This is a genomic window from Streptomyces sp. NPDC111628 (genome assembly GCF_055635195.1).
The window spans coordinates 1,440,527-1,462,215 of record NZ_JBVKBZ010000003.1; the positions used below are offsets into that span (position 1 = coordinate 1,440,527).

General features: G+C 73.3%; 24 protein-coding genes. 11 read left to right on the forward strand and 13 right to left on the reverse strand.

Annotated elements, in window-relative coordinates; genetic code table 11:
* Positions 1–74 precede the first annotated feature (74 nt).
* The 3 genes from ACZ7MF_RS21545 (at position 75) to ACZ7MF_RS21555 (ending at position 2,488) form a co-directional block, all read left to right on the forward strand.
* The gene (locus tag ACZ7MF_RS21545) at positions 75–662 is read left to right on the forward strand and encodes a TetR/AcrR family transcriptional regulator (RefSeq protein WP_471478652.1); all 588 of its coding nucleotides are present in this window, start codon (positions 75–77) and stop codon (positions 660–662) included.
* A gap of 119 nt (positions 663–781) precedes the next feature.
* A complete protein-coding gene (locus ACZ7MF_RS21550; RefSeq protein WP_471478655.1) occupies positions 782–1,489 on the forward strand; it encodes a type 1 glutamine amidotransferase domain-containing protein in 708 nt (235 codons plus the stop codon).
* Positions 1,490–1,831: 342 nt separating this feature from the next.
* On the forward strand, positions 1,832–2,488 hold the full coding sequence (locus ACZ7MF_RS21555) for an NAD(P)H-binding protein (protein ID WP_471478656.1): 657 nt from the start codon (positions 1,832–1,834) through the stop codon (positions 2,486–2,488).
* 18 nt (positions 2,489–2,506) lie between these two features.
* On the opposite strand, the gene ACZ7MF_RS21560 is transcribed toward ACZ7MF_RS21555, so the two are convergent.
* Positions 2,507–3,448, reverse strand: coding sequence for a helix-turn-helix domain-containing protein (locus ACZ7MF_RS21560; protein ID WP_471478658.1), 942 nt, complete (start codon positions 3,446–3,448; stop codon positions 2,507–2,509).
* A gap of 123 nt (positions 3,449–3,571) precedes the next feature.
* Between ACZ7MF_RS21560 and budC the strand changes: the two genes are divergently transcribed.
* Positions 3,572–4,375 (forward strand): meso-2,3-butanediol dehydrogenase, encoded by an 804-nt coding sequence (gene budC, locus ACZ7MF_RS21565; protein ID WP_471478662.1) that lies wholly within the window; start codon positions 3,572–3,574, stop codon positions 4,373–4,375.
* Positions 4,376–4,643: 268 nt separating this feature from the next.
* Here the strand turns inward: budC and ACZ7MF_RS21570 are convergent, their stop codons facing one another.
* Together ACZ7MF_RS21570 and ACZ7MF_RS21575 are read right to left on the reverse strand one after the other, a co-directional pair.
* Entirely contained in the window at positions 4,644–5,270 is a 627-nt protein-coding gene (locus ACZ7MF_RS21570) for a YigZ family protein (protein WP_087810549.1), read from the reverse strand.
* A 71-nt stretch (positions 5,271–5,341) separates the two neighbouring features.
* Positions 5,342–6,079, reverse strand: coding sequence for a hypothetical protein (locus ACZ7MF_RS21575; protein WP_471478665.1), 738 nt, complete (start codon positions 6,077–6,079; stop codon positions 5,342–5,344).
* A gap of 152 nt (positions 6,080–6,231) precedes the next feature.
* Between ACZ7MF_RS21575 and ACZ7MF_RS21580 the strand changes: the two genes are divergently transcribed.
* Positions 6,232–6,639 carry a CoA-binding protein gene (locus ACZ7MF_RS21580; RefSeq protein ID WP_471478667.1) on the forward strand — a complete coding sequence of 136 codons (408 nt, stop codon included), beginning with the start codon at positions 6,232–6,234 and terminating at the stop codon, positions 6,637–6,639.
* A 12-nt stretch (positions 6,640–6,651) separates the two neighbouring features.
* Here ACZ7MF_RS21580 and ACZ7MF_RS21585 read toward each other — a convergent pair whose 3' ends face one another.
* The 3 genes from ACZ7MF_RS21585 to ACZ7MF_RS21595 all read right to left on the reverse strand — a co-directional run bounded on the left by ACZ7MF_RS21585 (position 6,652) and on the right by ACZ7MF_RS21595 (position 10,769).
* The gene (locus tag ACZ7MF_RS21585; protein WP_471478917.1) at positions 6,652–7,938 is read right to left on the reverse strand and encodes a vWA domain-containing protein; all 1,287 of its coding nucleotides are present in this window, start codon (positions 7,936–7,938) and stop codon (positions 6,652–6,654) included.
* A gap of 68 nt (positions 7,939–8,006) precedes the next feature.
* Positions 8,007–9,251, reverse strand: coding sequence for an AAA family ATPase (locus ACZ7MF_RS21590; RefSeq protein WP_471478671.1), 1,245 nt, complete (start codon positions 9,249–9,251; stop codon positions 8,007–8,009).
* 111 nt (positions 9,252–9,362) lie between these two features.
* Positions 9,363–10,769 carry a hypothetical protein gene (locus tag ACZ7MF_RS21595; RefSeq protein ID WP_471478674.1) on the reverse strand — a complete coding sequence of 469 codons (1,407 nt, stop codon included), beginning with the start codon at positions 10,767–10,769 and terminating at the stop codon, positions 9,363–9,365.
* A 161-nt stretch (positions 10,770–10,930) separates the two neighbouring features.
* Between ACZ7MF_RS21595 and ACZ7MF_RS21600 the strand changes: the two genes are divergently transcribed.
* On the forward strand, positions 10,931–12,154 hold the full coding sequence (locus tag ACZ7MF_RS21600; RefSeq protein WP_471478678.1) for a 4-hydroxybenzoate 3-monooxygenase: 1,224 nt from the start codon (positions 10,931–10,933) through the stop codon (positions 12,152–12,154).
* A 29-nt stretch (positions 12,155–12,183) separates the two neighbouring features.
* On the opposite strand, the gene ACZ7MF_RS21605 is transcribed toward ACZ7MF_RS21600, so the two are convergent.
* Entirely contained in the window at positions 12,184–12,543 is a 360-nt protein-coding gene (locus ACZ7MF_RS21605) for an ArsR/SmtB family transcription factor (protein ID WP_471478681.1), read from the reverse strand.
* A 115-nt stretch (positions 12,544–12,658) separates the two neighbouring features.
* Here ACZ7MF_RS21605 and ACZ7MF_RS21610 point away from each other — a divergent pair, with 115 nt between their 5' ends.
* Positions 12,659–13,753: a cation diffusion facilitator family transporter gene (locus ACZ7MF_RS21610; RefSeq protein ID WP_471478682.1), complete on the forward strand. Its 1,095-nt coding sequence runs from the start codon at positions 12,659–12,661 to the stop codon at positions 13,751–13,753.
* Positions 13,754–13,757: 4 nt separating this feature from the next.
* Here ACZ7MF_RS21610 and ACZ7MF_RS21615 read toward each other — a convergent pair whose 3' ends face one another.
* Together ACZ7MF_RS21615 and ACZ7MF_RS21620 are read right to left on the reverse strand one after the other, a co-directional pair.
* Entirely contained in the window at positions 13,758–14,315 is a 558-nt protein-coding gene (locus ACZ7MF_RS21615; RefSeq protein WP_471478683.1) for a YbaK/EbsC family protein, read from the reverse strand.
* Between the two features lie 43 nt (positions 14,316–14,358).
* Positions 14,359–14,931 carry a helix-turn-helix domain-containing protein gene (locus ACZ7MF_RS21620; RefSeq protein WP_471478686.1) on the reverse strand — a complete coding sequence of 191 codons (573 nt, stop codon included), beginning with the start codon at positions 14,929–14,931 and terminating at the stop codon, positions 14,359–14,361.
* A gap of 129 nt (positions 14,932–15,060) precedes the next feature.
* Here ACZ7MF_RS21620 and ACZ7MF_RS21625 point away from each other — a divergent pair, with 129 nt between their 5' ends.
* Complete coding sequence (locus ACZ7MF_RS21625) at positions 15,061–15,918, forward strand: EamA family transporter (protein ID WP_471478687.1); 858 nt, start codon at positions 15,061–15,063, stop codon at positions 15,916–15,918.
* Between the two features lie 30 nt (positions 15,919–15,948).
* Here the strand turns inward: ACZ7MF_RS21625 and ACZ7MF_RS21630 are convergent, their stop codons facing one another.
* Positions 15,949–16,752, reverse strand: coding sequence for an acyltransferase (locus ACZ7MF_RS21630; protein ID WP_356863131.1), 804 nt, complete (start codon positions 16,750–16,752; stop codon positions 15,949–15,951).
* Positions 16,753–16,859: 107 nt separating this feature from the next.
* Here ACZ7MF_RS21630 and ACZ7MF_RS21635 point away from each other — a divergent pair, with 107 nt between their 5' ends.
* On the forward strand, positions 16,860–17,396 hold the full coding sequence (locus ACZ7MF_RS21635; RefSeq protein ID WP_471478690.1) for a gamma carbonic anhydrase family protein: 537 nt from the start codon (positions 16,860–16,862) through the stop codon (positions 17,394–17,396).
* Positions 17,397–17,483: 87 nt separating this feature from the next.
* On the opposite strand, the gene ACZ7MF_RS21640 is transcribed toward ACZ7MF_RS21635, so the two are convergent.
* Positions 17,484–18,119: a DedA family protein gene (locus tag ACZ7MF_RS21640; protein ID WP_471478691.1), complete on the reverse strand. Its 636-nt coding sequence runs from the start codon at positions 18,117–18,119 to the stop codon at positions 17,484–17,486.
* A gap of 88 nt (positions 18,120–18,207) precedes the next feature.
* A complete protein-coding gene (locus ACZ7MF_RS21645; protein WP_109030208.1) occupies positions 18,208–18,645 on the reverse strand; it encodes a DUF4442 domain-containing protein in 438 nt (145 codons plus the stop codon).
* An 84-nt stretch (positions 18,646–18,729) separates the two neighbouring features.
* On the opposite strand from ACZ7MF_RS21645, the gene ACZ7MF_RS21650 reads away from it, so the two are divergent.
* Together ACZ7MF_RS21650 and ACZ7MF_RS21655 are read left to right on the forward strand one after the other, a co-directional pair.
* Positions 18,730–19,698 carry a DUF8017 domain-containing protein gene (locus ACZ7MF_RS21650; protein WP_471478694.1) on the forward strand — a complete coding sequence of 323 codons (969 nt, stop codon included), beginning with the start codon at positions 18,730–18,732 and terminating at the stop codon, positions 19,696–19,698.
* 76 nt (positions 19,699–19,774) lie between these two features.
* Positions 19,775–20,800 carry a DUF8017 domain-containing protein gene (locus ACZ7MF_RS21655; protein ID WP_471478696.1) on the forward strand — a complete coding sequence of 342 codons (1,026 nt, stop codon included), beginning with the start codon at positions 19,775–19,777 and terminating at the stop codon, positions 20,798–20,800.
* A gap of 27 nt (positions 20,801–20,827) precedes the next feature.
* Here ACZ7MF_RS21655 and ACZ7MF_RS21660 read toward each other — a convergent pair whose 3' ends face one another.
* Positions 20,828–21,673: a spermidine synthase gene (locus tag ACZ7MF_RS21660; protein WP_471478699.1), complete on the reverse strand. Its 846-nt coding sequence runs from the start codon at positions 21,671–21,673 to the stop codon at positions 20,828–20,830.
* Positions 21,674–21,689: the final 16 nt, after the last annotated feature.

Sequence of the window (21,689 nt, forward strand, 5' to 3'; positions counted from 1 at the left end):
GCGCGGGTTGCGGTGCGACCGGCCCGCATGGAGCCGAATAGACGACTGGTCTAATGGGCGGTAGAGTGAGAAGCATGCCAGCCATCCAGGGCGACACTCGCCGCAGCATTCTCGACGCCGCCCAGCGGATCATGGCCCGCAAGGGGTTCTCCGCGGTGGGCATCAACGAAGTCCTCACCGCGGCCGGGGTGCCGAAGGGGTCGTTCTATCACTTCTTCGGTTCCAAGGACGCCTTCGGCGAGGCCATGATGCGGGCCTACTTCACCGACTACCTGGCGGACATGGACCGCGTCCTGGCCGAGCCGGGCCTGACCGCGGCGGAGCGGCTGATGAACTACTGGCAGAACTGGCGCGAGACGCAGAGCCTCGACGACTGCCAGGGCAAGTGCCTGGCCGTCAAGCTCGGCGCGGAGGTCTCCGACCTGTCGGAGGCCATGCGGCTCGCCCTGAAGGAAGGCACCATCGCCATCATCGACCGTCTGGAACGGACGATCACGGCCGGCCTGAAGGACGGCTCGATCGCCGTGGACGCCACCCCCCGCGAGACCGCGCAGGTCCTGTACGACATGTGGCTCGGAGCGAGCGTCATGACCAAGATCCACCGCGACATCGGCCCGCTGGACACCACGACGACGGTCACCCGTCAACTCCTGCACCTGTAGAACCCGAAACACAGAACCCGGGACCCGGGCACGCCCCGGCCTCGAAGATCCGGCCGGACACGGTCGTGTCCGACACCTCATTCGAGACGACCGGTCTACTCACTCAGGAAGTGCACACCATGAAGATCCTCATCGTTCTCACCTCGCACGACGAACTCGGCACCACCGGCCGCAAGACCGGCTTCTGGCTGGAGGAACTCGCCGCCCCCTACTACCGCTTCAAGGAAGCCGGAGCCGAAGTCGTCCTCGCCTCCCCCAAGGGCGGCAGGCCGCCCCTGGACCCCAAGAGCAACGAGCCCGCCTTCCAGACCGACGAGACCCGCCGCTTCGAGGCCGACCCGGAGGCGATGGCGGCCCTCGCCCACACCGCCCGGCTCGACACCGTCTCCGCCGACGACTTCGACACAGTCTTCTACCCCGGCGGCCACGGCCCCCTGTGGGACCTGGCCGAAGACCCCACCTCCGTCCGCCTCATCGAAAGCACCCTGCGCGCCGGAAAGCCCCTCGCCCTGGTCTGCCACGCTCCCGGCACCCTGCGCCACGCCACCAACCCCGACGGCACTCCCCTCGTCCGCGGCCGCAAGGTCACCGGCTTCACCAACGGCGAGGAAGCCGACGCCGGCCTCACCGACGTCGTCCCCTTCCTCGTCGAGGACGAACTCGAACGACTCGGCGCCCACTACACCAAGACCGACAACTGGCAGCCCTACGTCGTCATCGACGGCCTGCTCATCACCGGCCAGAGCCCCGCCTCCTCCGGCCCCGCCGCCGACGCTCTCCTCACCCTCCTCACCCTCGTCAACCAGGTCGACGAGGCCCGCGCCTAGGGCCTGTCCGGCGGATCATGCCGCAGACGCGGGGTCTGGCACGCCCTCCCCCACTGCCCCAAAGGCATGGGAGGTACCCCCAGCGGCGTTGTCGTCGGTTGCCGACTCCCCCACGCTCGACTTTGCTCGCGCGGGGGGACCCCCATCGCGTCGACGCCCTCCTCCGCCTTGCAGCCGCCCGCACCAGACCCCGCTCACCAGCGCCAATGAGGTACGGCGTCTTTCCTGCGACCTGATCCGCCGGACAGGCCCCAGCGAGCGCCGCGACGATCACTGTCGGACGCACGGACGAGTGACCCCACGCCTGCTTCGGCCGGCATCCGACCAAGGAGAGTGACACCAATGAAGGTCTTCATCGTGGGCATCGCGGGCGGGGTCGGGAGCCGTCTGGCCCGTCTGCTGACCGCCGCCGGTGACCGGGTCGACGGGCTCTACCGCCGCCCGGAACAGGGCGAACGCCTCTCCACCGAGGGCATCCATGCCACCCATGGCGATCTGACCCGCCTTGACGCGCCCGCACTCGCGAACCTGCTGCACGGCACCGACGTCCTGGTCTTCGCCGCCGGAGCCGGTGGCGAAGGCGGCGCCGCCGCCACCACCGCCATCGACGGTACCGGCCTGACCACCGCCATCGAGGCAGCCCGCCGCGCCGGCATCCAGCGCCTGCTGCTCGTCTCCGTCTTCCCCGAAGCCTGGCGCGGCCGCGAGGTGTCCGACGCCTTCGAGCACTACATCGACGTCAAGAAGAAGGCCGACGCCGAACTCGCCGCCACCGACCTGGACTGGGTCATCCTGCGCCCCGCCGCCCTGACCGACGACGTGGGCACCGGCCACATCGGCCTCTCCCCCGCCCTGGTCCACACCCAGGTCGCCCGCGACGACGTCGCGGCCACCCTCGCCGAACTCGTCCGCACCCCACAGATCCGCCGCCGGATCCTCGAACTCACCCAGGGTCCCGAACCCATCTCCGACGCCGTCCGCCGGCAGACCCGCAACTGACCGGCCGGGCCCCTCCGATCAGGAGCGCCGTCGGCCGTACTCGGTGGGGGTGAGGCCGTAACGCCGCTTGAAGGCGCGGCTGAAGTGGCTGCTGTCGGCGAACTGCCAGTGCGCGGCGATCTCCGAGACGGTCAGCCGGGACGCCGACAACGCCTGCCTTGCCGACTCCAGGCGCCGTTCCCGGATGTAGGCGGTCACCGATTCCCCGCCGGGCGCGAACGCGCGCTGCAGGGTACGCACGGAGACGTTCAGTTCCCGGGCCAGCATCGCCGGCGAGAGACCGGCGTCGGCGAGCCGCTGCTCCGCGAGGTTCTTGGCCGCCTGTGCGAGGGCCGGGGCGAGGCGGGTGTTCACATCGTCGAAGCCGCGGTGGGCGACCGCGCCGGCCAACTCGACCAGTGTGTCCCGCGCGGCCCGGACGCCGGCCGGGCCCAGATCGGGCAGTACCTCCTCCACCATGGTCGCGTGCGCCACCAGGAGGCGTACCTCGGCGGCGTCGGCCTGGCCGGTGACTTCGCGGCCGGCGAGTGACAGGGAGAAGGGGGCGGCGGGCAGCACGACACACCGCGCCCTCGTGCCGGGCGGGAGCGCGAAGTGAGGCATCCCCGCGGCATGCCGCAGCAGGAAATCTCCCGCCACCACGGTGTGTTCCACGCTGTTTCGCCTGCTGCCCAGCGCCCAGGCCCCGCGGTGCACCAGCCACAGGCGGACATGATCGGTGTCCGGAACCGGCCCGTCGGCCGTCTGCGCCGCCGACACCCCGTCCACGGTGGTGATGGCCACGTCGTGCACCCTGGCGGCACGGAAGCGTACCCGGAAGTCGGCCACGGTCGCCGCGCTGAACGTGGGGAGAGGGAAGTCGTCTCCGACGTGGGTGCGCCAGTTCCGCTCGTAGTCGTCCCGGCCGGTGGTGGCCGCACGGCTCGAGTCGAGCGAGAAGGATGCGGTCTTGTCGTCCATGGTCCTACGAGTCTGCTTCCAGGATGGGTGTCGCCGATGTTCCAGCCGGTTGTCGCCCTGGTGCATGCCGAGGCTTCCGCGATCTCCCTAGTGTGCGAAGCACTTGCAGATCAGGAGGACTTGGTGAACGAGCAGCCCTACCACCAGCACGACAGGCGCGACGACAACGGCCGCGTGGCCGTGATCACCGGCGCCGGAGGCGGCCTCGGCGTCCACATCGCGCACCGTTTCGCCGCCGACGGATACACCACGGTACTGGTGGGGCGTACCGAATCGACCTTGCGCCGGGCCGCCGAGAGCGGCCCGGTCGGGGGCGACATGCACCCGTGGGTCGGCGACGTCTCCGACCTGGCCGCCGTCACCGCGGTCATGGACGGGGTGGCCGAGCGGTACGGGCATCTGGACGTCCTCGTCAACAACGCGGGGCTGGCGCAGCCGGGCACGGTGGAGAGCACGAGCGAGGATGCCTACCGGGCCATGATGAGCGTGAACGTCGACGGCCTCTTCTTCGCTTCCCGAGCCGCCCTGCCCCACCTGCGCACGGTCGGCGGGTGCATCGTCAACATCGGATCCGTCGGCGGCGTGCGCGGTGACTGGGCGCAGGCCGCCTACAACGCGACCAAGGGAGCGGTGGCCAATCTGACCAATGCGATGGCCCTCGACCACGGCCGGGAGATCCGGGTCAACGCCGTCCATCCCGGTGTGACGACCAGCAGCGAGGTGATCCGGGCGGCGCTCGCCGAAGGCACGCCGCTGCGCGACCGGTTCGACGACCGGGTGCCCATGGGCCGGCCCGGCGACCCCGCCGAGGTGGCCGCCGTCGTGGCGTTCCTCGCCGGCTTCGACGCCTCCTACGTCAACGGCGCGCACATCGCCGTGGACGGTGGCCTGACCGCGTCGAACGGCCAGACCGGTCTCTACCGTTGACCCTGCGCGGTCGGCGCCCGGGACGACGAGGACGTCGCAGTCGAGCACGACGTCACCGACCTGCGGATGGCGCGGGGTCTTGCGGTCGGTCGTGTGCTGGGCGGCTGGGAAGCCGTCGAGAGGCTCACGAGCGTCACGAGCGAACGGCCCGCGCCCGTCCCTGGCGCGTGAACCAGGGCCTGGCGCTGTCGCCCGCCGGTGGTCCGGAGGGATGGACGGACCCGGTCGGCCGGTACGCGCGCGTGGTGATGCTCCGCCGTCCGTCCCGTCACGCGTCGCCGTACGCCTCTCCGCCCAGTTCGAATCCGGCCGATCCGGCGGTGGCGTCGGCGAGCCAGGAGCGGAAGGTGTCCACGTCGGCCTCCGGCAGGCCGACCTCGATGGTGACGGCCTCGGCGTACCGCACGTCGCGCACCGCGCGGCCCGCGGTGCGCAGGTCGTTCTGGAGCTTGCCGGCCCGCTGGTGGTCGACGGTCACGGTGGCCAGGCGGAAGCGGCGCCGGGTGAGGGTTCCGAGGTCGTCCAGGGCTTCGCCGACCGCGCCGCCGTAGGCGCGGATGAGGCCGCCCGCGCCGAGCTTGACGCCGCCGTAGTAGCGGGTGACGACGGCGACGACGTACCGCATGTCGCGGCGCAGCAGCATCTGGAGCATCGGGACGCCCGCGGTGCCGCCCGGCTCGCCGTCGTCGCTCGCCTTCTGGACCGCGGCGTCGGCGCCGATGACGTACGCCCAGCAGTTGTGGCTGGCGTCCGCGTGCTCCTTGCGCACGCCCGCGACGAACGCCTGGGCGTCCTGTTCGGTGGCGGCCGGGGCGAGGGCGCACAGGAAGCGCGAGCGGTTGATCTCGGTTTCGTGCACACCCGCGCGGGCGACCGTGCGGTACTCGTCCTGCATCCGGCCAGCCTATGTGCTCGCCGTGCCACGCTCCCCGGGGGCGTCGGCGCGATCCCCGGCGGCGCCCTCGGTCACGGCGCGGACCCGACGTCCCGGGTGAGGTGGAGGCCGAGGAACCGGTCGGCGTACGCGCAGGTCTCGAACCGGGCTCCGTCCGGAAGGTCCGGGTCGGTCTGCACCTGACGCAGGACGCGCAGCACACCGGGGGCGTCCAGGTCGTCCTCCCAGGCCGCCCGCAGCCGGTCGCGGAGCTCTCCCGGGACCGGCCGCGAGGGCCGCCGGGCCCAGTCGGCGACCGCCCCGCGCAGCCCCGCGAGGGTGGCGCGGGCCTCGTCCAGCGCGGCCGCGTCGAGCTCCACGCGCGCGTGGTGGTGCCGTTCCAGCAGGGCGAGGCGCACGGCGTCGGGATCGGCGAGGTCGGGGACGGCCGGATGCACGGGGGCGACGGCGACCGTGGCCACGCCCTGTGCGTCCCTGCCCCCGCCCTCGTCCGCATCCTCCCCTTCGCCCACGACGCGGACGCCCTGCCCGGTGCCCGGTCCGGGCCCGGCTGCGCCGTCCTCGAAGGGCCGGATGCCGAGGGCGGCGGCGTCCTTGCGCGGCCCGTCCCGCTCCGCCGCGCCGGTCAGCACCGCCCACGCGGGCGTGCTGTCGAGTTCCAGGGCGCGCACCAGGAGGTCCGCGACCAGCAGCACGCGCAGGGCGGTGGCGTCACGCCCCGGCACGTGCGCCTCGACACGGGTCGGCGCCCGTCGGGCGGGGGCGGCGGGGGCGGGTTCTCCGGTCCGGGCGTCGATGATGCGCAGCACGAGGCGAGCGTAGGCGCGGTGGCGCGGTGACGCACAGGGGCGCGCTCGCCGCACCCCTCCGGCCTAGGAGGGGAATCCCGGCACGTCGCCGTCCGTTGTCCCGAGCGGGCGGCCCGACCCGCGGGCCGCCCTGGAGCACGAGGAGGCCGCCGGTGTACGGCGACGAGGCAACCGTCCGCAAGATCCTCACCGAGCTGGGCGACACCTGGGCCGTGGTGGGCCTGTCGAACAACCGGCAGCGCGCGGCGTACGGCGTCGCCGAGGTGCTGCAACGCTTCGGCAAGCGCGTCGTGCCCGTGCATCCCAAGGCGGAGCCGGTGCACGGGGAGCAGGGGTACGCGTCGCTCGCGGAGATCCCGTTCGACGTGGACGTCGTCGACGTCTTCGTCAACAGCGACCTGGCCGGAGCGGTCGCCGACGAGGCGGTCGACAAGGGCGCCCGGGCGGTCTGGTTCCAGCTCGGTGTGGTCGACGAGGCGGCGTACGGGCGGACCCGGGCCGCGGGCCTGGACATGGTGATGGACCGGTGTCCGGCGATCGAGATCCCGCGGCTGGGCTGATCGCGCCGGGGTTCACCGGCCGGCGCCCGGACCGGACTCGATGACCACCACGCGGGCCCAGTCGGGGGGTGTGTCGGGGACGTACTCGGGGTCGTCCTCGATCCAGGAGCCGCCCGTCCGCTCCCGGGGGAACAGGCCCACGACCGTCCGGCACGCCGGCCGGGTGTCCGGCCAGGGCGTCTGCCCGTCGGTCAGCACCACGACGGCGTCCGGCGCCGGGCGCGCCCCGAGCGCCTTGGCGAAGCCGGTGCGCAGGTCCGTGCCGCCACCGCCCACCAGCTCGATCCCCTCGTCCCGGCACAGCGAGTGTGCGAGGCGGGCCGCCGCGTCGCAGGGCACCACGCTGACCAGGTCGCGCCGGCCGCCGACGGCGCGGGCGATCGCGGCGACCTCCAAGAGCGCGCTGCCCAGTTCGGCGTCGCTGACCGATCCGGAGGTGTCGATGACCACGGCGACCCGGGGCGGTCTGCGCCGCAGGCTGGGCAGCACCACTCCGGGTGTGCCCGCCGAGCGGCGCGACGGCCGGCCGTACGTGTAGTCCTCGCCCGCGCCGCCCGAGGAGGTCGCCGAGCGGACCGCCGCCCCCAGCAACTCGCGCCAGGGCTGCGGCGGGTGGAACACCTTCTCCGCCCATCGCCGCCAGCCCTTCGGGGCGCTCCCCGGGGCGGCGCTGATGCCGCGGGCCACCCGGAAGCGCACCGCGTCCCGTTCCTGCTCGCTGAGGCCGTCCGCACCGTCCGGGCCGAGGTCCCACTCCCGGTCGAGGCCGTCGGCACCGCTGCCGCAGTCCAGCCAGGCCAGGCTCTCGGTGAGCCGCCCGAGCCGGAACCGGCTCAGGTAGTCCTCCATGAGCTGCCCCTCGGGCAGTTGCAGGAACGCCGGATCGACCGCGCCCTGAGGACGGACCAGTCCGTCGCCGAACACGTCGTCGTTGATCTCGCAGTCCGCGGCGATGTTCATCCGCAGCCGTTCCGCCGCCCCGGTCAGCCCGCGCTCGCGCGCCACCCGGTCGCTGCGCCCGTGGTGGTCGCGCAGCAGGTGCGAGACCTCGTGCACCCACACCCCGGCCAGTTCCTCCACGGGCGTGCGGTCCACGAAGACCGGCGAGACGTAGCACCGCCAGTACCGGTCGACGGCCATCGTCGGCACCCTGCGCGACGGGACGACATGCAGGGCGAACAGCGCCGTCGCCAGATAGGGCCGGGCCCGGGCGGCCTGCAGCCGGGCAGCGAAGAGCTTGTCCAGGTCGATCCGCACCCGGTCCGGCTCGGCCGTCACCATGCTCGGCGTCGGCTTCATCGGGTTCGTCGACTTCATCGGGTTCATCGGCTTCGTCGGGTTCATCGGCTTCGCTGGTCTCATCGGCTTCAACGGACCGTCTTCGCGGTACCCGCGAGCCGTGCCGCCGCCCGGTCGGCCGCGCGGTCCGCGCGTCGTGAGAGGGACATGGCCCCGGCGAGCCGCTCGATCGAGGCAGGGATGTCCCAGTCCTGCTGCCGCAGCGTGGCGAGGGTCGTCGCCGGGACGACCACGACGTCCGGGGCACCGGTCTCCATCGCCCGGGCCAGCAGCGCCCACGCCGAGTCCCACCGGGACTTGTCCGGCCGTTTGCGTACGGCGGCCACCACTCCGTCCAGCACGGCCTGGCGGAGGTCTCCCCGTTCGGGCAGTACGGCACCGGCCGGGTCGGCGAGCAGGGTCTCCGGGTCCGGGAGGTCCATCCGGTCCAGGCTCGCCATCAGTTCAAGGCCGGGGCCGTCCCCCACGGTCCCCCGCACCAGCAGGGAGAGCACTTCCCTGGACGAGCCGGCCGCGGTCGCGAAGGCGATCAGGCACAGGGTCATCTCCCAGCTCCGGGGCGACGGCCAGGCGCCGCCCCGGCGTGTCTCGCCGCTGGGCAGCCGGTGCACGAGTCCGGGGCGGGCGGTGAGGAACTCGCACACCGCGCGGCGTGCGTAACGCACCGCCTCACCCAGCCCGGCCGGGTCGAGGCTCGGCAGGGCCGCCCGGGGCCAGGTCCCCCCGAGGCCCCGCACGACGACGTCCTGGTCGTGGGTCCACTGGAGATGGACGAACCGGTTGGCCAGGGGCGGGCTGAGCTCCCAGCCGTCGGCCGCCGAGGACCGCGGGTTGGCGGCGGCCACGATCCTGACGCCGGGCGGCAGCCGGAGCGCTCCGATCCGCCGTTCCAGGACGAGCCGGAGCAGCGCCGCCTGCACGGCCGGCGGCGCGGTGGACAGCTCGTCGAGGAACAGCAGCCCGCGGCCGGCCCGCACGAGGCGCACGGCCCAGTCCGGCGGGGCCATCGGAACACCCTGCTCCGCGGGGTCGTCGCCGACGACGGGCAGCCCGGAGAAGTCGGACGGTTCGTGCACGCTGGCGATCACGGTGGTCAGCGGGAGATCGAGGGCGGTGGCGAGCTGGGTGAGGGCCGCGGTCTTGCCGATCCCCGGCTCTCCCCACAGCAGCACGGGGAGGTCGGCGGCCACGGCCAGGGTGAGTGCCTCCAGTTGGATGTCGGGCCTGGGTTCGGTGGTCGTGTCGCGCAGCAGCGTCAGGAGCTCACCGGCGACGTCGAGCTGGGCAGGAACGGTGGGAGCGCATGTCGTCATGTGTCATCACCTGAGGGTTGGTAGCGGGAGCAGTTGGTCGTGGGAGGGGTTCGGCACGGAGAGGTCGGCGGGGAGAGGTCGGTGCGGGCGGGACGTCCGCGGTCCCCGGGGTCAGTCGAACGTCGCGTGGCGCGGGCGGGAGCGGCCCTCGCGGGGCCGGTGCGGGTCCGGGGCGACGCGTCCCGGAGCGGGCTCGTCGAGGCCCGCACGGAACAGCCCGTGGGCGATCCGGCGCAGCGCGGCGGCCTCCAGGTCGTCCCGCAGATCGCCGTCGCGCAGGCGTGCGGCGGGTCCCAGCAGCCCCTCGACGGCGGCGAGGGCACCGGCGGTGTCCCCGTGGTTGAGGCGTTCGCGGATGTCGGGGAGGCACTCCGGACGCCGGTGTGCCTCGTCGATGACCTGGAAGCAGGGCAGCGGCGTGCCGGTCAGCGCGGCGAGCAGTTCCTCCCGCCGGATCTCGGCCGGATCGTGGTCCAGCGCCGCCAGCGCCCCGTCGACGAAGCCGATCCGGTGCCTGGCTCCCCGGCAGTCCACCGTCCGCGGCCCCGCCACCGGGTCCGGCGTCCGGAGCCGGGCGTCCGGCACCTGGCCCGGCACCAGTGCGGCGGCGACCAGCGGGTGCAGTCGGCCGGCCTCGATCGCACCGGCGCGCACCAGTTCCAGGTCGGGCAGTACCCAGGTGGCCGCGTCGGGGAGCACCGGCAGCGCGGACGCGGCACCGCCGGTGGGCACCGCGACGATCCGCGGCGGCGTGGCCGGGGGCGTTTCGTCCGCGTCCAGTTCCAGGGCGAGCCGCTGCCCGGACCCGACCCGCACGACGACCGTCGAGCAGCCGGTGTCCTCGGCCCGGAGCAGGATCCGTGCCTCGGCCTCCCACCGGCCCACGGCACAGCGTCGCCCCGGCGGCACCGCCCACCGCGGGCCCGCGGTTTCGGGCGGGGCATCGGAGGGCGGCGGCAGGTCGGCGCCCGAGCGCACGCGCAGCTCATCGGTTCTGCGCGCGTCCCACAGGTGACGGTGCAGATCGAGCCGGAAGCGCCTGCTCGGCCGGGGATGCGGGTGCCGTGCGGGACCGGCGTCCGCACCCGGACCGTCCCACAGGGCCAGGCTGACGCGCTGACCGCCGTCCGCCCAGGCGGGTGGGGTACGGGCGACGAGGTGCACCGGACGTACGCCGTCGCGCCCCTCGGTGTCGTACCGGGCCAGGGTGAGCGTGAGGCCCGGCCGCAGCAGCCCGTCCGGGGCGATTCTCGGCATGTGCCAGCGCAGCAGGTCGGGCGCGAGGTGCCGCAGGTCGGTCCGGAGCCGGGAGACGAGAGAGCGGCCGTGGGTGCGGGCCACGGAGCGCAGGTCGAGGTCGACGTCGACGGCCGCGGCGGCGCACGCGCCCGCCCAGTCCCCGGCACGGCGGCGCGCGGTCGCGGTCTCGATCATGGAGGGCGGCACGGCGAACTCGCGCACGCGCTGCCACAAGGAAAGGCGGGAGTCGGAGTCCCCGTTCACGAAGTGAGTGGCCATCAGCACTCACCTTGCGCGGACGGGTCCCCCAATCTGCCGACAGGAGGAGTAGTCATCGCGGGGAGCGTAGCTGCGCCGGCCCGGAACCGCCAGGTGTTTTCCCGCGGCGAGAGCCGTCGCGACCGTTCCCGTGGCCCGCGCACCGCCGACATAATGTCCGCGTGAGCGCACTCTCCCCCCACCCCAACTCCGTTGCATCACAACGCCTTTCAGTCGTCGTGGTGGGCGCGGGTCCGGCCGGGCTGACGGTCGGCAACATCCTGCGCGCCGCGGGTGTCGACTGTCTGGTGCTGGAGACCGGAACCCGCGAGGTCGTCGAACACCGGCCGCGGGCGGGGGTCATCGAGGAGTGGGCCGTGCGCGGGCTGGAACGGCGCGGGCTGGCACGGACCCTGCTGGAGCGGGCGCAGGCCCACACCGAGTGCGAGTTCCGGTTCGCCGGGAAGCGGTACCGCTTCGAGTACACCGAACTGACGGGACGCCACCACTTCGTCTACCCGCAGCAGTTCCTGGTGACGGACTTGATCCGGGAGTACGCGGACGTGCGCGGCGGGGAGATCCGGTTCGGCGTCCGGGACGTGCGCCTGCACGGCGCCGGGTCCGCCCGGCCGGGGGTGTCGTACGTGTGCCCCGACTCCGGTGAACGCCGGGTCGTGGAGGCGGACTTCGTGGCGGGGTGCGACGGTGCCCGCGGCGTGACGCGCGCGTCGTTGCCCGCCGGGCAAGCCCGCCTCGCCCGTCACGACTACGGCGTCGGCTGGCTGGCGCTGCTGGCCGAGGCACCGCCGTCCTCGGACTGCGTGGTGTTCGGCATGCATCCGCGCGGTTTCGCCGGGCACATGGCGCGCAGCCCCGAGGTGACCCGCTACTACCTCCAGTGTCCGACGGGCGACGACCCGGAGAACTGGCCGCACGAGCGGGTCTGGGCCGAGCTGCGGGTACGGCTCGGCGCGGCGGGCGCACCACCGCTCGAAGAGGGGCGGCTGATCGAGAAGCGCGTGCTCGACATGCACAGTTACGTGGTCGAGCCGATGACCTTCGGGCGGCTCTTCCTGGCCGGGGACGCGGCACACCTGACCGCGCCCATCGCCGCCAAGGGGCTGAACCTCGCCCTGCACGACGCCTTCCTGCTCGGCGACGGGCTGGTCGCGTCCCTGACGAAGGGCGACGGCTCCGGACTGGCCGGCTACTCGGACGCGTGTCTCGCCCGGGTGTGGGACTACCAGGAGTTCTCCCAGTGGCTCGCCGAGATGTACCACGGCACGGCGTCGGGGGACCCGTACCGTGCGGGTGCGGCGCTGGCCCGGCTGCGGCGCCTGTTCTCCTCACCGGCCGCGGCGGCGGAGTTCGCCGAGCGGTACCTCGGCGTGCGGACCACCGGCTGAGCGCCCGGGCAGCCGGGACGGCAGGTCGCTCAGTCGTGCAGTGGCCGGTCTCCGAGCCGGTGGTCGGCCACGTTCAGCGCCTCGTCGACCAGGCGGCGCAGATGTCCGTCGCGCAGTGAGTACACGACCCGGCGCCCCTCCTTGCGGGTCCCGACCAGCCCCGCGAGGCGCAGGCGGGCCAGGTGCTGGCTGACGGCCGGGCGGGCCGCCCCGCAGGCCTCGGTGAGGGTCGTGACGTCGGCCTCGCCGCCGGTCAGGGCGTGCAGCAGGGTCAGGCGGGTGCGGTCGCCGAGCAGCGCGAGGATCTCGGCGGCGAGGGCGAACTGCTCCTCGCCCGGTGTACGCGGATGCGCATGGTCCTCAGGTAACAGGTGCATGCGTGCGCTCATACGCACATAATGGCGGGACGGACGGCGCGCGTCCACCCGTCGCACCGACACACCGGACACCGGAAGGCACCGGGCGCCGAGCACCGGAAGGCACCGAGCACCGGAAGGGGCACCCATGAGCGACCCGCACCGGCACCAACACGATCGCCATCACCACGATCACCACCACGTTCACCACCAGGACGAACACGCTCGCCACGACCGCTCCCCCGCCGTCCGGTGGCGCCGGTTCGCCCACCTTCTCGCCCACCGGCTCACACCCCATTCCCACGAGAGCGTCGACAAGCTGGACCCGGCCCTGGAGGCCTCGGCCCGCGGGCTGCGCGCGCTGTGGGTGTCGCTGGCGGTGCTGGGCGCCACGGCGCTGGCACAGGCGGCCGTGGTCGTGGCCTCCGGATCGGTGGCACTGCTCGGGGACACGGTGCACAACACCGCCGACGCGCTCACCGCCGTACCCCTGGCCATCGCCTTCGTCCTCGGCCGGCGCGCGGCGACCCGGCGCTTCACCTACGGCTACGGCCGGGCGGAGGACCTGGCGGGCATCGTGATCGTGCTGACCATCGCCGCGTCCGCCGTCTTCGCGGCGTGGACGGCGGTCGACCGGCTGCTCGATCCGCGCCCGGTCGCACACGTCCCGGCGGTGGCCGTGGCCGCCCTGGTCGGTTTCGCCGGTAACGAGTGGGTGGCCCGCCACCGGATGCGCGTGGGCCGGGAGATCGGCTCGGCTGCCCTGGTGGCCGACGGTCTGCACGCCCGCACGGACGGGTACACGTCCCTGGCCGTATTGCTGGGCGCCGGGGGCGCGGCACTGGGGTGGCGGCTCGCCGACCCGGTCGTGGGGCTGGCGATCACGGCCGCGATCGTGCTGGTCCTGCGGGACGCGGCACGCGAGGTGTTCCGGCGGCTGATGGACGCCGTCGACCCGGCGCTGGTGGACCGGGCCGAGCGCGCACTGGGTGAGGTTCCCGGCGTGCGCGGGGTGGGCGAGCTGCGGCTGCGCTGGATCGGGCACCGGCTGCGTGCCGAGGTGGCCCTGGTGGTGGACGGCGAGGCGACGGTCCGCGAGGCCCACCGCGTCGCCGTGGCGGCCGAACACGCCCTGCTGCACGCGGTGCCGCGGCTGTCCGCCGCCCTGGTCCACGCCGACCCGGCGCCGTCCCCGGGCGAGGCGGATCCGCACCTGGCGCTCGCCCACCACGCCCCCGCGTGAGGGGTCAGGCGACGCCCAGCCCTTCGAGTACCTCGGCGCCGGGCAGCTCCGCGAAGGCCTTGCCCGGCACGAGCAGCTTGCCGCGCCTGCGTCCGCTGCCGACGAGGACGTACGGCAGGTCGACGACGGCCGAGTCGACCAGCACGGGCCACTCGGCGGGCAGGCCGACCGGGGTGATGCCGCCGTACTCCATGCCGGTCTCCCCGGTGGCCGTGTCCATCGGCGCGAAGGAGGCCTTGCGCGCCCCGAGATGACGGCGTACGACGCCGTTGACGTCGACCCGGGTGGTGGAGAGGACCACGCAGGCGGCGAGTGTCGTGCCGCCGCCGCGCTTGCCGGTGACCACCACGCAGTTGGCGGACTGTTCGAGCAGCTCACGGCCGTAGTGCTCGACGAAGGTGGCGGTGTCGGCCCAGTCCGGTTCGGTGTCGACGTAGAGGATCTGGTCGGCGGGTACGGTGCCGCTCCAGTGGCGTACGGCGTCGGCGACCGGGCGGGTCAGTGCGTCGAGGCAGTCGGGGGCGGGCGTGGCGCTGTCGAAGTTCCCGATGGGTGCGTGCATGGCGGCACGCTAACAACTGCCGGAGCCCCGGAGAACGTCCGTCTCAGCGGACGGGCGGCACCGATACCGCCATGATCATCTGCATCGGCGCGTCACCCTCGTTGCCGTAGGTGTGCGGGGTGTCGGACTCGAAGGAGGCGCTCGCGCCCGTGGGCACGCGGTGGGTCACCCCGTCGACGGTGAGGGCGAGTTCGCCGGAGGTGACGTGCACCAGCTCCACGGTGCCGGTGGGGTGCGGGTCGGAGCGGCTGCTCTCGCCCGGCATCAGCCGCCATTCCCACATCTCCAGCGGGCCGGGCGCCTCCACCCCGGCGAGCAGTCGGCTGAAGCTGCCGGCGTCGGTGTGCCAGAGGCGGACGGCCTCGTCGGCGGGGACGACGCGGACCGCGGGCCCCTGTTCCCAGTCGAGCAGAGTGGTGATGCTGACGCCGAGGGCGTCGCCGATCTTCACGACGGTACCGAGGCTGGGGTTGGTGCGGGCCTGCTCGATCTGGATGAGCATGCCGCGGCTGACCCCGGCGCGCGCCGCGAGCGCCTCCAGGGTGAAGCCGCGTTCGCCGCGCCAGCGCTTGACGTTGCGCGCCAGGGACTGGGTCAGGAGGTCGAGGTCCGCCACGTTCCGTCCAGTGACTCGTACAGGTGCCTACAGGTGCGTACATTATTTTGGATGACATGGTGCAGCGGAGTGAACTATGGTCTGCTGCACCCGAAGGTCCACCGAACTGTACTGCGAGGCGACCGGATCATGACAGCGCTGTTCGCCCTGGCCACCAGCCTCCTGTGGGGCCTGGCCGACTTCGGCGGCGGAGTGCTGACCCGGCGCACCCCGGCACTCACGGTGGTCGTCGTCTCGCAGTCGATCGCGGTCGCGGTCCTCGGTGTGATCGTGGCCGCGACCGGCGCCTGGAGCGAGACGTCGCCGCACCTGTGGTTCGCGGTCGCGGCGGGGCTGGTCGGGCCGGTGGCGATGCTCGCCTTCTACAAGGCACTGGCCCTGGGCCCGATGGGCGTCGTCTCGCCGCTCGGTTCGCTCGGCGTGGCCGTCCCGGTGACCGTGGGCCTCGTCCTGGGCGAGCGGCCGGGACTGCCGCAGCTCGCCGGCATCCTGGTCGCCGTGGCCGGGGTCGTGCTCGCCGGGGGTCCGCAGCTGCGGGGCGCGCCCGTGCAGCGGCGGGCCGTCGCCCTCACCCTCGTCGCCGCGATCGGCTTCGGCGCGGTGATGGCCCTCATCGCCGAGGCCTCGACCACGCTCACCGGTCTCTTCCTCGCCCTGTTCGTGCAGCGCGTCACCAACGTCGCCGCGGGCGGACTGGCCCTGTGGGTGTCCGTCCGGCGCGGCGCCCCCGCGCTGCCCGCGCAGGGCCTCCCCCTCACCGCGCTGCCCGCCCTGGCCTTCGTCGGACTCGCCGACGTCGCGGCCAACGGCACGTACTCGATCGCCGCGCAGCACGGCCCGGTCACGGTGGCCGCCGTACTGGCCTCCCTCTACCCGGTGGTGACGGCGCTGGCCGCGCGCGGGTTGCTGAGCGAACGGCTGCGTGCCGTGCAGGCCGCCGGCGCGGGCCTCGCGCTGGTGGGCACGCTGCTGCTGGCGACGGGCTGAGGCCGGTGCCCGCTCGGCACTCGCGCCCGTTCAGCCCTCCGCGGCCGGTTCCGCGAGCCGGCCCGCTGCCCGCTCCGGGTCGTCCAGTTCGGCGAGACGGGCCACCGCCTCGTCGTCCAGCTTCGACAGCTCCCGCAGCTGCCCCGGCGTGATCCCGTCGGGAATCGGCACCGGAGCCGGGGTCCGCAGCGGCGGCTGCCAGCCCTCGGCGGGCGTCCAGCGCCGTACGACGCGGGCGGGCGCGCCCGCCACCACGGCATGGTCGGGGACCGTGCCCCGGACCACGGCACCGGCGGCCACGACCACGTTCCGCCCGATCCGCGCGCCGGGCAGGATCACCGCGCCGGTGCCGATCCAGCAGCCGGGGCCGATCTCCACCGGGTCCATCCGCGGCCACTGCTTGCCGATGGGCTGCTGCGGGTCGTCGTAGGAGTGGTTGGTGGAGGTGACGTAGACGTACGGACCGAAGTAGCAGTCGCTGCCGATGGTGACGGTGGTGTCCGCGATGACGTGGCTGCCGCGGCCGAGGACGACCCCGTCGCCGATGCGCAGGATCGGTTCCGGTCCGAGGTCGAGGTCGGGCATGAGCCCGGCGGTCAGCGTGACCTGCTCGCCGATGATGCAGTGGGCGCCGACGTGGATCCAGGGCTCGCCGAAGACCGTGCCGAGCGGGAAGGCGAGCCGGGTGCCCGTGCCCAGCGCGCCGAACCGGAACCGCCCGGGGTGTGCGGCGGTGACGGAACCGGTGCGCTGCACCCAGGCCCAGCCCGTGTGGACGGCCTTCTGCGCGAGGCGGCTCCGCCAGGACGAGAACGTGTTCTTGCGCTTCGGCACCCGCTCACGGTAGTCCGCGCGCGGTACGGCCATGCCGCGGTAGGGCTGTGATCTTCACCCCACCGGGTGGCGTACGGTGCCGTACAACACCCGAGCAGGAGGCGAAGATGACGCAGAAGGCGCTGATCACGGGCATCGGCGGCAAGGACCCGAAGGTGGACGCGGAGGCCTTCGTGGCGCCGACCGCCTCGGTCGTCGGGGACGTGACGCTGCACGCCGGGGCGAGCGTCTGGTACGGCGCGGTGCTGCGCGGCGACGTCGAGCGGATCTCCGTCGGCGCGAGCAGCAACGTCCAGGACAACTGCACGCTGCACGCCGACCCCGGCTTCCCCGTCACCGTCGGCGAGCGCGTCTCCATCGGGCACAACGCCGTGGTGCACGGTGCCAGCGTCGAGGACGACTGCCTGATCGGCATGGGGGCCACGGTGCTCAACGGCGCGGTGATCGGCGCCGGTTCACTGGTCGCGGCCCAGGCGCTGGTCCCGCAGGGGATGCGGGTGCCGCCGGGGTCGCTGGTCGCGGGCGTGCCGGCGAAGGTGAAGCGGGAGCTGACGGAGGAGGAGCGTCAGGGGGTCACGCTGAACGGCACGATGTACGCGGCGCTGGCTGGGCAGCATCGGGATGCGGTGGGGGGAGTGCTGTGATCCGCCGTCTGCGGCTTCGTCGTGGTTGATCGCGCCCACGCGGCGGAGCCGCACATCGACACAGCCCCGCGCCCCTTTCGGGGCGCTTCAGTCACCCGCGGTAGCAGGCTCGGCCGCCGGCTGGGTCCTGCCCGCCCTGCGCTTGACGATCAGCATCGACGCGATGCCGATCAGGACCGCCAGCACCAGGCCCAGCCAGGAGAAGCGCTTGAGCCAGTCCTCCGCGACGACGCCGACGTAGTAGATGACGGCGGTGGTGCCGCCCGCCCAGACGATGCCGCCGAGGACGTTGGCGATCAGGAACTTCCAGTACGGCATCCGCAGTACACCGGCGAGCGGGCCCGCGAAGATCCGCAGCAGGGCGACGAAGCGGCCGAAGAACACGGCCCACATGCCCCACTTCTGGAAGGACCGCTCGGCGGTGGCGACGTGCCCCTCGCTGAAGTGCTTGGGGAACTTTCCGCCCAGCCAGGCCAGCAGGGGCCGGCCGCCCTTGCGGCCGATGGCGTATCCGATGGAGTCGCCGATCACCGCGCCCGCGCTGGCGCAGGCGCCGAGGACCAGCGGGTCGATCCCGCCGTGCTGCGACGACAGCAGGGCCGCCGACACCAGGATGATCTCGCCGGGCAACGGAATGCCCAGGCTCTCCAGACCGATGACGAGTCCGACGACGGCGTAGACGGCCGCCGCGGGCACCGTGTCGAGCCATTCCTGGACGTGCAACGCCCCACCCTCCGCTTCGCGAACCTGATCCCTGTTCCCGGTGCGCCTCGATCGAGGCGCACCGGGAAGCGTACCGGGTCGGCGGGGGTCAGCTGTTGGGGCGCAGGGTCCATATGACGGTCATCTCACCGGTGACGGCTCCGTCCTCGCGCTGGATGGCGACGCTCACGGGGAACTCGGGCCGGCTGCCCGCGTCCAGTTCGGCGACGACCTCCGCGGCGGGGCGTCCGAGGGTCGCGGTGGCGGTGACCGGGCCGAGGGCGATCTTCTTGAAGGCGATCTCCGCGGTGACCGGCAGCGGCACCGCCCGGGAGAGCTGGTCGCCGAAGGCGGCCAGCACGATCGCGCCGCTGGCCGACTCGCCCAGCGTGAACATGGCTCCGGCGTGCGGTCCGCCGACGTGGTTGCGGTACTCGCTCTGGTCCGGGAGGGCCAGGACGGCCTTCTCCGGGGTGGTCTCCAGGTACTCGAGGTTCAGGGTCCGGACCATCGGCACCGTGGCGGCGAGCAACTCGCCGATCGACATCTGATCTGCGCTCATGACGGCAGGTTACCCGTGAGTAGCATCCAGGGCCAGGCACTCGGGAAGATCGCCGTATGCTGTGCGCCCATGTGGCCAGGAGAGCAGTCGTCCGCCGGCGGACCGGACCCGCGGCAGCCCAACCCGTACCGGCAGCCCGGCTACCAGCAGCAGCCGCCGTACGCGGGACAGCAGCAGCCCCCTGCCTGGAACGCGCCCACGGTCACGTCCGGCGGACCGGCCGGCCGGGGACCCGGCAGCGGCCGTACGAAGGTGGTGGCGGTCGTGGCCGCCGCGGTCGTGGTGGTCGCCGCCGCCGTGACCGGGGTCGTCCTGCTGGGCGGTGGCGAGGACGACGGGGCCCGGCCCGGTCCCGCCGCCTCCTCCTCCGCCTCCGCCCCGTCCGCCGCCGACGACCCGCGCGGCGGAGACGACCCGCGCGGCGGTGACGACGCCCCGAAGCCCACCGTCGAGGGCTGGACCGTCGTGGCCAACCCCGGCCACGGCATCGCCTTCGACGTGCCGGCGTCCTGGGTGCCGCAGTCGCGCGACTGGGTGACCTACGTCGCCGAGGACGACGACCCCGACGAGAAGCCCCTGGTCGCCATGAAGGCCCCCGCCGTCCTGAAGGAGAAGTGGTGCGGGTCGGACGGCGACCGGGACGGCTCGGTCGACCACACGCCCCTGGCCAGTGCGGGCACCCGCGGCAACAACGGTGCCCGGAGCACCGAGGAGATCGCCCGGACCGACTCCGCGACCTGGGTCTACGGGGCCTACACCCAGCCGGACCGGGACAAGGTCTCCACCGGGCCCGTGACGCCCTTCACCACCGCCTCCGGCATCGAGGGCAGCCTGGCCACCTCCCGGTCGTCCGGGGTGGCGAAGAAGGGCAAGTGCGACGTGAACGGCAAGGCGACCACCTTCGCCTTCAAGTCCGCCGACGGCGACTTCGTGTCGTGGTCGTTCTTCGGCGCCGCGGGCGTCGCCGACGAGGTGACCGACGCCACCGTCCGCAGAATTCTGGCCACCGTCAGGGAGTACACCCCGTCGGACGCCTAGGTTCCGCGGTTTCGGTACGTCCCTGACAAGGGCCGGTGACCGAATCGTTTCCTGGGCGGCATTAGGGTGACTGCTCATGTGGCCAGGACAGCAGCCGCCCGGGGGCGAGCAGAACCCGCAGGACAATCCGTACCAGCAGCCGGGGTACCAGCAGCCGAATCCGTATCAGCAGCCCGGCTACCAGCAGCAGCCCGGCGCGTACGGGCAGCAGCAGTGGAGCACGCCGCAGCCGGCCACCGTTCCGCAGCCGGCCACGGGCGGGGGTGGCGGCGGTGGCGGCAACCGGACGAAGCTGGTAGCGATCATCGCGTCCCTCGCCGTGGTCGTGGCCGCGGGCGTCACCGGCTTCCTGGTGCTCGGCGGTGACAAGGACGACCAGGCGGACGACGGCAAGGACAAGAAGACGTCCGCGAGCCCGACCGTGGAGAAGTCCGAGTCCCCCACCGCCGACCCGAGCGCGTCGGGCTCCGACGAGAACCCGCGCGGGGGCGAGGGCGCGAAGGCCACCGTCGACGGCTGGAAGGTCGTCGCCAACCCGCGCTTCGGCACCATGTTCGACGTGCCGGCGGACTGGGAGATCGAGAGCACCGACACCAGCGTCGGCTTCGAGTGGGAAGCGGACGGCAAGACCGACCGCACCACCGTCACCGCCCCGGCCTACCTGAAGTCCGAGTGGTGCACGACCGACGAGAACAAGGACGGCCGCAAGGAGAGCACCGCGCTCGCCACCACCGGCACCCGTGGTGAGAGCGGCGCCAAGACCACCGACCAGGCGGCCGAGACGCGGGTGCCGTGGTGGATCTTCGGCGGTTACACGCAGCCCGACAAGAAGAGCGTGAAGTACGGCAAGCCGAAGGCGTACACGACCGCCTCCGGCATCAAGGGCAGCGTCATCACCGCGCACTCGGAGGGCACGCCCCAGAAGGGCAAGTGCGACACCGAGGGCAAGGCGATCACCTTCGCGTTCCAGAACAGCGCGGGCGACTTCGTCACCTGGAACCTCTACGGCGCCAAGGGCGTCAAGGAGGAGGTCCCGGAGGCGACGGTCCAGAAGATCCTCAGCACCGTGCGCCTCACCAAGGAACCGCCGACCGAGTCGTAGGCACGCCGGGGCCGGACGGGGCGCCGCTCAGCCGATGCCGAACGCCCCGGCCGGCGGCTCGGGCGACGGTACCGCGTCCTCGTCCCGCACCGGACGTGCGTCGCCGACGAAGTCCCGCAGGGCGGGCCCGTGCTCGACCCTGGCCGGGAAGGCGTCGGCGGCGGTGCGCCGGGCCAGCGCGGCGGTGTCCAGCGGCCGGTGCGCGGCGACGAGCACCGCGTTGCCGAAGCGGCGCCCGCGCAGCACCCCCGGTTCGGCGATCAGCGCCAGCTCCTCGAAGAACGCGGCGAATCCGGCCAGTTGGCCGCGCAGGAAGCCGAACGGCGCCCCGTCGGCCAGGTTGGCCACGTAGACGCCGTCGGCGCGCAGGACCCTGGCCGCCTCGCGCACATAACCGAGGGACGTCAGGTGCGCGGGCACCCGTGAGCCCCCGAAGACGTCGGCGACCAGGACGTCGGCCGAGTCCGCGGGGGCGGCCGCCAGCCAGGCGCGGGCATCGGCGCCGTGGGCGGTGATGCCCGCGTCCGGCGGCAGCGGCAGGTGCTCGGCGACCAGGTCGAGCAGCCCCCGGTCGGCCTCCACCACGTCCTGCCGCGAGCCGGGCCGGGTCGCGGCCACGTACCGGGGCAGGGTGAACGCGCCGCCGCCCAGGTGCAGGACGTCCAGCGCGCGCCCCGGCTCGGCGACCGTGTCCAGGACGTGGCCGAGCCGGCGCGTGTACTCGAACTCCAGGTGCGCCGGCTCGTCCAGGTCGACGTACGACTGCGGCGCCCCGTCCACGGTGAGCAGCCAGGCCCGGTCCCGGTCGACGTCGGGCATGAGCTTGGCGGTGCCGTGGTCGGTGACCCGGCTGACGGGTATGGCTTCGTTCACCTGCCCATTGTGCCGG

What these genes read in the sequence shown, in the direction of transcription:
- ACZ7MF_RS21545 (WP_471478652.1), top strand. Translation starts at nt 75, where the DNA reads ATGCCAGCCATCCAGGGCGACACTCGCCGCAGCATTCTCGACGCCGCC.
- ACZ7MF_RS21550 (WP_471478655.1), top strand. Translation starts at nt 782, where the DNA reads ATGAAGATCCTCATCGTTCTCACCTCGCACGACGAACTCGGCACCACC.
- ACZ7MF_RS21555 (WP_471478656.1), top strand. Translation starts at nt 1,832, where the DNA reads ATGAAGGTCTTCATCGTGGGCATCGCGGGCGGGGTCGGGAGCCGTCTG.
- ACZ7MF_RS21560 (WP_471478658.1), bottom strand. Translation starts at nt 3,448, where the DNA reads ATGGACGACAAGACCGCATCCTTCTCGCTCGACTCGAGCCGTGCGGCC.
- ACZ7MF_RS21570 (WP_087810549.1), bottom strand. Translation starts at nt 5,270, where the DNA reads ATGCAGGACGAGTACCGCACGGTCGCCCGCGCGGGTGTGCACGAAACC.
- ACZ7MF_RS21585 (WP_471478917.1), bottom strand. Translation starts at nt 7,938, where the DNA reads ATGAAGCCGACGCCGAGCATGGTGACGGCCGAGCCGGACCGGGTGCGG.
- ACZ7MF_RS21590 (WP_471478671.1), bottom strand. Translation starts at nt 9,251, where the DNA reads ATGACGACATGCGCTCCCACCGTTCCTGCCCAGCTCGACGTCGCCGGT.
- ACZ7MF_RS21595 (WP_471478674.1), bottom strand. Translation starts at nt 10,769, where the DNA reads ATGGCCACTCACTTCGTGAACGGGGACTCCGACTCCCGCCTTTCCTTG.
- ACZ7MF_RS21605 (WP_471478681.1), bottom strand. Translation starts at nt 12,543, where the DNA reads ATGAGCGCACGCATGCACCTGTTACCTGAGGACCATGCGCATCCGCGT.
- ACZ7MF_RS21610 (WP_471478682.1), top strand. Translation starts at nt 12,659, where the DNA reads ATGAGCGACCCGCACCGGCACCAACACGATCGCCATCACCACGATCAC.
- ACZ7MF_RS21615 (WP_471478683.1), bottom strand. Translation starts at nt 14,315, where the DNA reads ATGCACGCACCCATCGGGAACTTCGACAGCGCCACGCCCGCCCCCGAC.
- ACZ7MF_RS21625 (WP_471478687.1), top strand. Translation starts at nt 15,061, where the DNA reads ATGACAGCGCTGTTCGCCCTGGCCACCAGCCTCCTGTGGGGCCTGGCC.
- ACZ7MF_RS21635 (WP_471478690.1), top strand. Translation starts at nt 16,860, where the DNA reads ATGACGCAGAAGGCGCTGATCACGGGCATCGGCGGCAAGGACCCGAAG.
- ACZ7MF_RS21645 (WP_109030208.1), bottom strand. Translation starts at nt 18,645, where the DNA reads ATGTCGATCGGCGAGTTGCTCGCCGCCACGGTGCCGATGGTCCGGACC.
- ACZ7MF_RS21650 (WP_471478694.1), top strand. Translation starts at nt 18,730, where the DNA reads ATGTGGCCAGGAGAGCAGTCGTCCGCCGGCGGACCGGACCCGCGGCAG.
- ACZ7MF_RS21655 (WP_471478696.1), top strand. Translation starts at nt 19,775, where the DNA reads ATGTGGCCAGGACAGCAGCCGCCCGGGGGCGAGCAGAACCCGCAGGAC.